The organism is Pseudomonas paralactis, from assembly GCF_001439735.1.
Classification (GTDB): domain Bacteria; phylum Pseudomonadota; class Gammaproteobacteria; order Pseudomonadales; family Pseudomonadaceae; genus Aquipseudomonas; species Aquipseudomonas paralactis.
In genome coordinates, this window is the sequence record NZ_JYLN01000002.1 from 784390 (window position 1) to 795232 (window position 10843).

The window sequence follows — 10843 nt, forward strand, 5'->3', positions numbered from 1 at the left end:
GACGCGCGTTAAAGCCTGAGCTTAACCATAGGTCACGCCACACAATCAGGCACGCCAAAACTTATACCAAAAAACAATATTGTACAGCTATTGGTGTCGGCGTAGTCTGTACCCAACGGTAAAACGAGGCCTCCCATGACTGTCCCCATCGCGATCATAGGTACCGGCATCGCCGGTCTCTCCGCCGCCCGAGCGTTAAAAGACGCGGGCCACGCAGTGCAACTCTTCGATAAAAGCCGCGGCAGCGGTGGCCGCATGTCCAGCAAGCGCAGCGATGCCGGCGCGCTGGACATGGGCGCACAGTATTTCACCGCCCGCGACCGACGCTTCGTCAACGAAGTACAGCGCTGGCAAAGCAACGGCTGGGCCGAACAGTGGAAACCCCAGCTGTACAACTTCAAGTCCGGACAACTGACTCCCTCCCCCGATGAACAGATTCGTTGGGTCGGTACACCGCGCATGAGCGCCATCACCCGTGCATTGCTCGATGACCTGCCGGTGGAGTTCGGTTGCCGCATCACCGAGGTGTTCCAGGGCACGCAGCACTGGAACCTGCTCGACGCCGACGGTGACAGTCATGGCCCCTTCAGCCATGTGGTCATCGCCACGCCGGCCCCGCAGGCCACCGCCCTGCTGGCCGCTGCCCCCAAGCTGGCAAGTGCCGCCGCCGGGGTGAAAATGGATCCGACCTGGGCCATTGCACTGGCCTTCGACAAGCCCCTGGATACGCCGATGGAAGGCTGCTTCGTGCAAGACAGCCCCCTTGACTGGCTGGCACGCAACCGCAGCAAACCCGGGCGCGACACCACCCTCGACACCTGGGTGCTGCACGCCACCAGCGCCTGGAGCAAGGCCCACCTGGACCTGCCCAAGGAAGCGGTAATCGAGCATCTGCACGGCGCCTTCGCTGAACTGTTGCATAGCGCCATGCCCGCGCCGTCATTCAGTTTGGCCCACCGCTGGCTCTACGCTCGCCCGTCGGGCAGCCATGAGTTTGGTGTACTGGCCGATGCCGACCTGGGCCTGTTCGTCTGCGGCGACTGGTGCCTCTCGGGCCGGGTGGAAGGCGCCTGGCTCAGTGGCCAGGAAGCGGCGCGACGCTTGATCGAACACCTGCAATGAACCGCCTCAACCCCAGCAAGTTGCTGCTGTCGAAATGGACGGCAGCACAGCCACGCAACAAGGAAAAACATTTTCTGGTCACCGAGTTGTTTCGTGACGACGAAGGCACGGTGCTGGAAATCGAACTGCAAGCCGTGCTGACCCGGCGCGCTGAACGCCTGCCCTGGCAAACCCTGCAAAACGCCGAACAGTGGAAAATCGGCTGGAAGTAACGCTGCAGAAAAAACCTCTACAAACTATTTGACTTGTACAACATCGAATCTATGATGAGGTTTAGTTGTACAAGTTTTATAACTTGTACAGGATTCTTGCAGAGGTTTTGGGTATGTCCAGGAGTACAAAACCGAAGATCGCCATCAGCGCCTGCCTTCTTGGCGAGAACGTGCGCTTTAACGGCGGGCATAAACAGTCTCTGCTGTGCACCCAGACGCTCAGCGACTACTTCGACTTCGTGCCGTTGTGCCCTGAAGTCGCCATTGGCATGGGCATCCCCCGCGAGCCAATCCGCCTGGTGGGTGACCCTGCGCAGCCACAAGCCGTTGGCACGGTAAACCGTGAACTCAACGTCACGCAGCCACTGCACGACTACGGTCAGCAGATGGCCCAGGCACACACCGACCTGTGCGGCTATATCTTCATGCAAAAGTCGCCATCCTGCGGTCTGGAGCGGGTCAAGGTGTACCGCGCCAACGGCACGCCCGTTGACGGTGGCGGGCGCGGCATTTATGCCCAGGCGTTTTGCGCACGCCACCCCAACCTGCCGGTGGAAGAAGACGGTCGGCTGAACGACCCTGTGCTGCGGGAAAACTTCCTGACCCGTGTATTCGTGTACGCCACCTGGCAAAAATTGCTGGCCGAGGGGCTCACCCGCCACGGCCTGCTGACCTTCCACTCGCGCTACAAATACCTGCTGATGGCCCACAGCCCGGTGCATTACAAAAGCCTGGGTCACTTGCTCGGCAGCATGGGCAAGGACGTCGACCTCCAGGCTTTGGCCCATGGTTATTTCAGCGAGCTGATGGCGGGTTTGAAAAAGTGCGCCACGCGCGGCACCCACAGCAATGTACTGCAACACATCAGCGGCTATCTCAAGCAGGCCATCAGCGCCGATGACAAACAGGAAATGCAAACAGTGATCGGCCAGTACCGCCAGGGCATCGTACCGCTGGTGGTGCCACTGACCCTGCTCAAGCACCACTTTCGCCAACACCCGGATCGTTACATTGCGCAGCAGGCCTACCTGCAACCGCACCCGGAAAACCTCAGCCTGCGTAATGCGATATAACCCATGAAAGCTGCCCTGCTAGACGAACCCGGCGAAGACATTGCCCTGGCCCTTGAAAACGGCTGGTTGCCGATCCGCGAAGTGGCGCGCCAGACCGGCGTCAACGCTGTGACCCTGCGCGCCTGGGAACGCCGCTACGGCCTCATCGTGCCGCAGCGCACACCCAAGGGGCATCGGCTGTTCAGTGCCGATCACGTACAACGCATCCATGCGATCCTCACCTGGCTTAACCGTGGCGTGCCCGTCAGCCAGGTCAAAGGCTTGATCGACTCAGCCCAGGCCAGCCCCGAACCCATGGAAAACGAGTGGCACGCCCTGCGCCAGCATTTGGTGGATGCCATCAGCGAACTGGCCGAACGTCGGGTCGACGACGCCTTCAACCAGGCCATGGCGCTCTACCCGCCACGTACCTTGTGCGAGCAATTGATGCTGCCGCTGCTCACGGAGCTGGAGCAGAAATGGCAGGGCCAGTTCGGCGCGCAGATGGAGCGGGTGTTTTTTCTGTCATGGTTGCGCAGCAAGTTCGGCGCGCGGATTTATCACAACAATCGCCAACTCCACGGCGCACCGCTGTTGCTGGTCAACCATTCCGACCTGCCGCTGGAGCCGCACCTGTGGCTCAGTGCCTGGCTGGCCAGCAGCGCCGACTGCCCGGTGGAAGTATTCGACTGGCCGCTGCCTGCCGGTGAATTGGCCCTGGCGGTGGAACACCTGCGACCCCGCGCAGTATTGCTGTATTCGAGTAAAACCCTCCATTTGTCGGCACTCACAAAACTATTGGGCGGTGTCAGTTGCCCAACCCTGATTGCCGGCCCGGCCGTGTGTATTCACAACGCCGAGTTGTCCGCGCTCGCCCGCGACATCCCCGAATTGTTCGTGGCGCAAGACCCCTTGTCGGCCCACCAGTTATTGATCCAGCGTGGAATTGTCTAAATGCATCTGATCTGGCTGCGCACCGACTTGCGCCTGCACGACAACACTGCCCTGGCTGCCGCAAGCCAGCGCGGCCCCGTCGCGGCCATTTACCTGATCACTCCAGAACAGTGGCTGGCCCACGATGACGCGCCGTGCAAAGTCGATTTCTGGCTGCGCAACCTGCAATGCCTGAGCCGTTCGCTGGGCGAACTGAACATCCCGCTGTTGATTCGCCACGCCGCCACCTGGGACCAGGCGCCAGCGGTGCTGAGCGAGCTGTGCCGGGATCTGTCGGTGGAATCGGTGCACGTCAACGAGGAATACGGCATTCACGAAAGCCGCCGCGACAGCGCAGTGGCCCACGCTCTGCAAGCGCGCGGCGTGACGTTTCACCACTATCTGGACCAACTGTTTTTCCAACCCGGTAGCGTACTGACCAAGACCGGTACCTATTTCCAGGTGTTCAGCCAGTTTCGCAAGGTGTGCTACAACCGCCTGCACAGCGCCCTGCCGCGCCTGGTGGCAACGCCGAAAGCCCAGGCCAGGCTCGACGTGAAAAGCGACCCGGTGCCGACTACGGTAGACGGTTTCGAGCCGCCCAGCGAAACCTTGCGCGCCCTCTGGCCAGCCGGTGAAGACGAAGCGCGCCGTCGCCTCAACGCCTTCGCCGACCAGCAGATCAGCTATTACAAAGACGAGCGCGACTTTCCGGCCAAACCCGGTACCAGCCAGCTTTCCGCCTACCTTGCCGCCGGCGTGGTTTCGCCGCGCCAGTGCTTGCACGCCGCGCTGCAAACCAACCAGGGCGAGTTCGAAAGCGGCGACATCGGCGCCATCACCTGGATCAACGAGCTGCTATGGCGCGAATTTTACAAGCACATCCTGGTCGGCTACCCGCGGGTATCCCGCCACCGCGCCTTTCGCCCGGAAACCGAAGCGCTGGCCTGGCGCGACGCTCCCGAAGACCTCGCTGCCTGGCAGCAAGCACGCACGGGCTTGCCGATCATAGACGCGGCCATGCGCCAATTGCTGGAAACCGGCTGGATGCACAACCGCCTGCGCATGGTGGTGGCGATGTTCCTGACCAAAAACCTGCTGATCGACTGGCGCGAAGGCGAGCGCTTCTTTATGCGCCATCTGATCGACGGCGACCTGGCGGCCAATAACGGCGGCTGGCAATGGAGCTCATCGACCGGTACCGACTCGGCACCGTACTTCCGGATTTTCAGCCCGCTGAGCCAATCGGAAAAATTCGACGGCGACGGCATCTTCATCAAACGCTGGCTGCCGGAACTGGCCACGCTGAATAAAAAAGAAGTGCACAACCCGGCAGTGGCTGGCGGTTTGTTTGGCGTGGCGGATTACCCGCGCGCCATCGTCGACCTCAAAGCCTCCCGGGAGCGCGCATTGGCCGCTTTTCGCCGCCTGCCTTCACGTCAGGAGATGGCTGAGCATGAGTGACTTCCTGCGCCAATTCGCCAAAACCTTCGCTACGCTGGACAAGCACAACTTGCACCTGCTCGGCAGTTTGTACAGCGATGACATTGTATTTGCCGACCCGCTGCATCAAGTGCATGGGCTGCCAGAACTGCAGCGTTATTTCGCGCAGCTGTACAGCAACGTCGGCCAACTGGATTTCGAGTTTCAGGGTGTCGACCAGACGGCCGAAGGCGAAGGCTACCTGCGCTGGATCATGAGCTTTCGTCATCCGCGCCTGGCCGCAGGCAAGATGATCCGGGTAGAGGGTTGTTCCCACTTGATGTGGCGCGACAAGGTTTATCGGCATCGTGATTATTTCGATGCCGGTGCATTGCTTTATGAACATGTGCCGATTGTCGGCGGCGTCATCAGTTGGCTGAAAAGGAGAATGGGATGAGCCTTGTATCGCCCCGCCGTTATTGGCTGACCGGCGCCAGCAGTGGCATCGGTGCAGCATTGGCCGTAGAACTGCTCAACAGTGGCGCGCACGTGGCCCTCAGTTCCCGCACAAAAGGCCCACTGGAGGCTCTCGCCCATCGTTATCCCGGGCAAGTGCTGGTGGTGGCCGGTGACCTGACCAACAGCCAGACCGTGCGCGAGATCGGTGAACACATCGCCCAGGTCTGGGGCGCCCTGGACACGGTGATCCTCAATGCCGGCACCTGTGAATATGTCGACGCCCGGCAATTTGATGCATCGATCATCGAGCATGTGGTGCGCACCAATCTGCTGGCCAGTAGTTATTGCATCGAGGCCGCTCTGCCACTGTTGCGCGCCGGGCGTACTCCGCACCTGGTGGGCGTGGCCAGCGCCGTGACTTACCTGCCGATGCCCCGCGCCGAAGCCTACGGTGCCTCCAAGGCCGGCCTGCGCTACCTGTTCGAGTCCCTGCGCATCAGCCTGTCGCCGGAAAATATCGACGTCACCGTGATCAGTCCCGGTTTTGTCGACACCCCGCTGACCGAGCGCAACGACTTCCCGATGCCCTTGAGCTGGCCCGCCGACAAGGCAGCGCGACACATCTTTGCAAAACTGGAAAAACGCCCGCTGGAGATCGCCTTCCCGGCCATGTTCATCGCCACCCTGTGGCCGCTGTCGAAGCTGCCCAATCGCGCGCAACTGATCATCGGCAAGCGCATGTTGCGCAGCCCGCCACCGAAAAAGGATGATCTGTGAAGATCGCCATTGTCGGCAGCGGTATCGCCGGGCTGACCAGCGCCTACCTGCTCAGCCGCCGCCACGACATCACCGTGTTCGAAGCGGGCGACCGCATCGGCGGGCATACGCACACCGTCCAGGTTACCGTGGAGGGTGAACGCCATGCCGTGGACACCGGCTTTATTGTGTTCAACGACTGGACCTACCCCAACTTCATCCAGTTGCTGGGCCAGATCGGCGTGACATTCAAACCCACCGAAATGAGTTTTTCGGTGTGCGACCAAAGCAGCGGGTTCGAGTACAACGGCAACAACCTCAACAGCCTGTTTGCCCAGCGCCGCAATATTCTGTCACCGGGTTTCTGGGGCATGTTGCGCGATATCCTGCGCTTCAATCGCCAGGCGCCTCTGGACCTGCAAGAGCAGCGTATCAGCGCCGAGATGACCCTCGGCGACTACCTTGCAGCCGGCGGTTATGGCCAAAGATTTATCCGCCACTACATCGTGCCGATGGGGGCAGCGATCTGGTCGATGTCCCTTTCGGACATGCTCGGTTTCCCGCTGCAATTCTTCGTGCGTTTCTTCAAGAACCACGGTTTGCTATCGGTCAACAACCGGCCGCAATGGTGCGTGATCGAAGGCGGATCAAGCAGTTACATCGAACCGCTGAGCCGCAGCTTTCGCGAACATGTGCGCCTCGATTGCCCTGTGCATAAAGTGCAGCGCACCGATGATGGGGTAGTTATCCACAGCCCTGCCGGCAGCGAAACCTTCGACCGTGTGGTATTCGCCTGCCACAGTGATCAAGCCCTGGCGTTGCTCGAAGACCCGAGCCAGGCCGAACGAGAGATCCTCGGCGCCCTGCCCTACGCCGACAACGATGTGGTGCTGCACACCGATACGCGCTTGCTGCCCGACCGCAAGCTGGCCTGGGCCAGTTGGAATTACCGGCTGACCGGCAACTCGCAAAATCAGGCCGCCGTTACCTACGACATGAACATCCTGCAGGGCATCGACAGCGACACCACCTTTTGTGTCAGCCTCAACCAGACGCAAATGATCAACCCACTGAAGATCCTCGCGCGCTACACCTACGCCCACCCGCAGTACAGCCTGGCCGCCGTGGCCGCTCAAGCACGCTGGGAAGAATTGCACGGTGCCCGCAACACCTTCTATTGCGGCGCATATTGGGCCAACGGCTTTCACGAGGACGGCGTGGTCAGCGCTCTGCGCGTGGCCCAGGCGTTTGGGGAAACCCTGTGAACAGCGCCTTGTACAGCGGCTGGATCGCCCATCGTCGGTTTACGCCCAGGGCCCACGCCTTTCGCTACCGCATTGGCCTGCTGTACCTGGACCTCAGCGAACAGGATCAAGTACTGGCGCTCTCGCCGTTGGCCGGAGCGAGTCGCCTGGCGCCCTTCGGCTTTCGCCAGCAGGACTACCTGCGTGAACTGACGCGTCATGGCATGAGCTTGAGCGATGCGGTGCGCCAAGAAGTCGGCAAGGCTCTGGGACGTACACCCCAGGGCGCTATCTGCCTGCTGACCCAGGCCCGCAGCTGGGGCCTGGCGTTCAATCCGGTGAGTTTCTTCTACTGTTTCGAAGCCGACGGGCAGCTGGCCGCGATCCTGTGTGAAGTGACCAACACGCCATGGCGCGAGCGCTATCACTATATCCTGCCGGCCCAGCCCCTCGGGGCCGATGAGCACCAGCACTTCGCTGTGGCCAAGGCGTTCCATGTGTCGCCCTTCTTGCCGCGTGACCTGGAATACCGCATGAGTTTCAGCCCGCCCGCCGCCCGGCTCGGTGTACACATGGCCGACTGGCAGGGCGCGCAAAAAGTCTTCGACGCCACCTTGAGCCTGGAAAAACACGCACTCAGCCGCGCCAGCCTGCATCGCTATTTGTGGCGCTTCCCCTGGATGACCGCCAAGACTTGCCTGGCCATCTACTGGCAAGCCTTGCGCCTGCTGCTCAAACGCACACCGATTTTCTCCCACCGGGCCGCCGATGGCGCCTCTCGCACCGCAGTCGGGTATACCAAGGATCGCCGCCATGAAATCCCCTAGCTTATCGGTCAAGGCTAACCGCCTGAACGTCAACGGCATGACCGCTGCGCTGCTGCGCAAGGCGGTGCTGCGCCAGCTCAGCCAACTGCGTCACGGCCAATTGGTGGTGATCGAAGACGGCGAGCGGCAAGTGTTCGGCGCACGGGAAGCGCACCTGTTGGGCGAGATTCAGATTCTCGACTCGGCGGTTTGGGGCCTGGTGGCCGCCAATGGTTCGATCGGCGCCGGCGAGGCGTATATCCACGGTTACTGGACCAGCCCCGACCTTACCGCTGTGGTCCGGGTGATGGTCAGCAACCTGCAAGTGCTCGACGCCATGGAAGGTGGCCTGGCGCGCATGGCCCGCCCGTTCACCCAGGGCCTGCATTGGCTCAACCGCAACACACGCAAGGGCTCGCAGAAAAACATCGCCGCCCATTACGATCTGGGCAACGACCTGTTCGAAGAATTTCTCGACCCGACCATGATGTACTCGGCGGCGCAGTTCTTGAGCCCCGACGATACGCTGGAACAAGCGCAACTGAACAAGCTGGAGCGCATCTGCCAGAAACTGGCGCTCAAACCCAGCGACCATCTGCTGGAAATCGGCACTGGCTGGGGCAGCATGGCGCTATATGCGGCGCAGCATTATGGCTGCAAGGTCACCACCACGACCTTATCCAAAGAACAATTCGCCTACACCGAAAAACGCATCCAGGCGCTGGGCCTGCAAGCGCAAGTGAGCTTGCTGCTCAGCGATTACCGCGACCTCACTGGCGAATACGACAAGCTGGTGTCAATCGAGATGATCGAGGCGGTGGGCCATCGGTTCCTGCCGACCTATTTCAAACAATGCGCGCATTTGCTCAAGCCCAACGGCTTGATGCTGCTGCAAGCCATCACCATTCGCGAACAGCGCTTTGAGCAGGCCAAGCGCAGCGTCGACTTTATCCAGCGCTACATCTTCCCCGGCGGTGCCCTGCCCTGTGTGCAGAACATGCTGCACATCGTCAGCCGCGACACCGACATGAACCTGCTGCACATGGAGGACTTCGGCCTGCACTACGCCCGTACCCTGCGCCTGTGGCATGAAAACTTCCGCCGCGCCCATGGCCGTCTCACAGAACTGGGCTACGACGAGTACTTCCTGCGTTTGTGGGAGTTCTACCTGTGCTATTGCGAAGGCGGGTTTATGGAACGCACCATTGGTACTGCACAATTGCTGCTGGCCAAACCGGCCGCGATCAACCCGCCGCTGCTCGGGCGCTTCAGTGCTTAAAATCCTGACCAATGCCGCGCTGTTTCAGTGCGGCTGGTTTGCCTGTGTAATCGGCGGCGACAGCCTATGGCTGTTGGTGGGCCTGGCGGCACTGGGGGTGCATCTGCTGTGGATAAGTTCGCCGGCAGATGACGGCCTGCTCGTGCTCAACGTGACACTGGCAGGCACATTGCTGGACACGCTGCTGCGCAGCCTGGGCGTGTTCCACTTCAACGAGCCCGGGCCAATGATTCCATTCTGGTTGATCGTGCTTTGGGCGTTGCTGGCCACAACGCTGCGCCATTGCCTGGCCTGGAGCGCGCGGCCCTGGTGGCTTGCCAGCCTGTTGGGCGTGGTGGGCGGGCCGTTGTCTTATTACGCAGGCAGCCAATTGGCTGGCGTGGGTTTTGGTTACGGTACGACAACGACCCTGATCGGCCTGGCGCTGTTATGGGCCATGCTGTTTCCCCTGCTGCACGGGCTAGCACGCAGGCTGGAACACTGACGTTTTGTCCGAGCGCTCATACGCGTTTAACGCACTTGCCTTACACTGCGCGGCTATGACCAACATCCCCCATATTCAAATCACTGAACCGGCCGTCACTTGCTCGACGTGCGCAGCCTGTTGCTGCCAACTGGAAGTCATGCTGATCACCGACACGGGCGTGCCGCAGCGCTTTATCGATACCGATGAGTGGGGCGGCGAAGTGATGCTGCGCCTGGACGACGGCTGGTGCGCCGCACTGGATCGAGACACGATGATGTGCACGATCTATGCGCTGCGACCGTTGATTTGCCGGGAGTTCGAGATGGGTGCGCCGGAATGCCTTGAAGAACGCGAAGGCATCGCCACGGTCTATCGCTGACCTGTAGGAGCAAGCTTGCTCGCGAAAAATCCGAACGCGCCACGTCAACCCTGATTCACTGCGTTATCGTTGACGTTCTTCGCGAGCAAGCTCGCTCCTACAGTGCGTTACATTGCCTACAACGGCATGGTGTAGTGCAACGCGTAGCTCTCAACCCCGTCGTTATTGCTGCTGATACCGGCGTTGGAATAATGCGTGGCACGAATGCCCACTTCATGCCCACCGGCAAATCGCAGGCCGAAACCCAGGCGGTCTTCGAACTGGAAGGCTTGGCCGATGTTGTTGTCTTCCAACCGCGTGCGGGAGAACACCGCCACACCGATACCGGCTTCGATGTAAGGCTTGACCGACTCGCCGGCAAACTCATACACAAATACCGGCGAGAACGACAGGCTGCTCGCGCCTGCTCGATCGTCACCTTCCCAATAGGTATAGGCGCCGCTCCAGTAGCCGGTCAGTCGGCCGACGTTGCTCTGCATCCAGCTTTTATCCCAATCGGAAGTCAGACCCAAGCGATAGGTCAGCGTCGAATCGCTGGTGCTTCCCAGGCCGAACTCCAGGCCGGCGGCCTGGGCTGAAACAGAGTGTCCCAACATAGCGACCGCAATCGCGGCCAAACAGAACAAGCGCTTCATCAGAAACATCCTTTGCGAACTAGTTTATTAAGTTTTGTACAGGCTAACGGCCTATAGAAGCTGGCGTGTAGCCAGAAG

The 10843-nt window shown here is 60.7% G+C and carries 13 protein-coding genes; 12 read left to right on the forward strand and 1 reads right to left on the reverse strand.

The window, feature by feature from the left end; all coding sequences use genetic code 11:
* Positions 1 to 135: 135 nt before the first annotated feature.
* The 12 genes from TX23_RS07775 (at position 136) to TX23_RS07830 (ending at position 10130) form a co-directional block, all read left to right on the forward strand.
* Positions 136 to 1122, forward strand: coding sequence for an NAD(P)/FAD-dependent oxidoreductase (locus tag TX23_RS07775; protein ID WP_057701681.1), 987 nt, complete (start codon positions 136 to 138; stop codon positions 1120 to 1122).
* Positions 1119 to 1334: a TIGR02450 family Trp-rich protein gene (locus tag TX23_RS07780; RefSeq protein ID WP_057701682.1), complete on the forward strand. Its 216-nt coding sequence runs from the start codon at positions 1119 to 1121 to the stop codon at positions 1332 to 1334. The genes TX23_RS07775 and TX23_RS07780 overlap by 4 nt, the downstream gene beginning before the upstream one ends.
* A 113-nt stretch (positions 1335 to 1447) precedes the next feature.
* Positions 1448 to 2407 carry a YbgA family protein gene (locus TX23_RS07785; protein ID WP_057701683.1) on the forward strand — a complete coding sequence of 320 codons (960 nt, stop codon included), beginning with the start codon at positions 1448 to 1450 and terminating at the stop codon, positions 2405 to 2407.
* A 3-nt stretch (positions 2408 to 2410) separates the two neighbouring features.
* Positions 2411 to 3340: a MerR family transcriptional regulator gene (locus TX23_RS07790; RefSeq protein WP_057701684.1), complete on the forward strand. Its 930-nt coding sequence runs from the start codon at positions 2411 to 2413 to the stop codon at positions 3338 to 3340.
* Positions 3341 to 4783 (forward strand): deoxyribodipyrimidine photo-lyase, encoded by a 1443-nt coding sequence (phrB, locus tag TX23_RS07795; RefSeq protein ID WP_057701685.1) that lies wholly within the window; start codon positions 3341 to 3343, stop codon positions 4781 to 4783. It abuts the gene before it with no gap.
* Positions 4776 to 5198 (forward strand): nuclear transport factor 2 family protein, encoded by a 423-nt coding sequence (locus tag TX23_RS07800; protein ID WP_057701686.1) that lies wholly within the window; start codon positions 4776 to 4778, stop codon positions 5196 to 5198. The genes phrB and TX23_RS07800 overlap by 8 nt, the downstream gene beginning before the upstream one ends.
* Positions 5195 to 5977 carry an SDR family NAD(P)-dependent oxidoreductase gene (locus TX23_RS07805; RefSeq protein WP_057701687.1) on the forward strand — a complete coding sequence of 261 codons (783 nt, stop codon included), beginning with the start codon at positions 5195 to 5197 and terminating at the stop codon, positions 5975 to 5977. The genes TX23_RS07800 and TX23_RS07805 overlap by 4 nt, the downstream gene beginning before the upstream one ends.
* Positions 5974 to 7221, forward strand: a complete 1248-nt coding sequence (locus tag TX23_RS07810) for an NAD(P)/FAD-dependent oxidoreductase (RefSeq protein ID WP_057701688.1) — start codon at positions 5974 to 5976, stop codon at positions 7219 to 7221. Before TX23_RS07805 ends, TX23_RS07810 begins: the two co-directional genes overlap by 4 nt.
* The gene (locus tag TX23_RS07815) at positions 7218 to 8027 is read left to right on the forward strand and encodes a DUF1365 domain-containing protein (RefSeq protein ID WP_057701689.1); all 810 of its coding nucleotides are present in this window, start codon (positions 7218 to 7220) and stop codon (positions 8025 to 8027) included. Before TX23_RS07810 ends, TX23_RS07815 begins: the two co-directional genes overlap by 4 nt.
* A complete protein-coding gene (locus TX23_RS07820; RefSeq protein ID WP_057701690.1) occupies positions 8014 to 9285 on the forward strand; it encodes an SAM-dependent methyltransferase in 1272 nt (423 codons plus the stop codon). Before TX23_RS07815 ends, TX23_RS07820 begins: the two co-directional genes overlap by 14 nt.
* Entirely contained in the window at positions 9278 to 9769 is a 492-nt protein-coding gene (locus tag TX23_RS07825; RefSeq protein ID WP_057701691.1) for a DUF2878 domain-containing protein, read from the forward strand. The genes TX23_RS07820 and TX23_RS07825 overlap by 8 nt, the downstream gene beginning before the upstream one ends.
* A 55-nt stretch (positions 9770 to 9824) precedes the next feature.
* On the forward strand, positions 9825 to 10130 hold the full coding sequence (locus TX23_RS07830) for a YkgJ family cysteine cluster protein (protein WP_032803249.1): 306 nt from the start codon (positions 9825 to 9827) through the stop codon (positions 10128 to 10130).
* Between the two features lie 116 nt (positions 10131 to 10246).
* On the opposite strand, the gene TX23_RS07835 is transcribed toward TX23_RS07830, so the two are convergent.
* The gene (locus TX23_RS07835; RefSeq protein WP_057701692.1) at positions 10247 to 10765 is read right to left on the reverse strand and encodes an acyloxyacyl hydrolase; all 519 of its coding nucleotides are present in this window, start codon (positions 10763 to 10765) and stop codon (positions 10247 to 10249) included.
* Positions 10766 to 10843: the final 78 nt, after the last annotated feature.

Coding starts and splice junctions, on each gene's coding strand:
- TX23_RS07805 (WP_057701687.1), top strand. CDS start 5,195: ATGAGCCTTGTATCGCCCCGCCGTTATTGGCTGACCGGCGCCAGCAGT.
- TX23_RS07835 (WP_057701692.1), bottom strand. CDS start 10,765: ATGAAGCGCTTGTTCTGTTTGGCCGCGATTGCGGTCGCTATGTTGGGA.
- TX23_RS07780 (WP_057701682.1), top strand. CDS start 1,119: ATGAACCGCCTCAACCCCAGCAAGTTGCTGCTGTCGAAATGGACGGCA.
- TX23_RS07775 (WP_057701681.1), top strand. CDS start 136: ATGACTGTCCCCATCGCGATCATAGGTACCGGCATCGCCGGTCTCTCC.
- TX23_RS07800 (WP_057701686.1), top strand. CDS start 4,776: ATGAGTGACTTCCTGCGCCAATTCGCCAAAACCTTCGCTACGCTGGAC.
- TX23_RS07790 (WP_057701684.1), top strand. CDS start 2,411: ATGAAAGCTGCCCTGCTAGACGAACCCGGCGAAGACATTGCCCTGGCC.
- TX23_RS07820 (WP_057701690.1), top strand. CDS start 8,014: ATGAAATCCCCTAGCTTATCGGTCAAGGCTAACCGCCTGAACGTCAAC.
- phrB (WP_057701685.1), top strand. CDS start 3,341: ATGCATCTGATCTGGCTGCGCACCGACTTGCGCCTGCACGACAACACT.
- TX23_RS07785 (WP_057701683.1), top strand. CDS start 1,448: ATGTCCAGGAGTACAAAACCGAAGATCGCCATCAGCGCCTGCCTTCTT.
- TX23_RS07830 (WP_032803249.1), top strand. CDS start 9,825: ATGACCAACATCCCCCATATTCAAATCACTGAACCGGCCGTCACTTGC.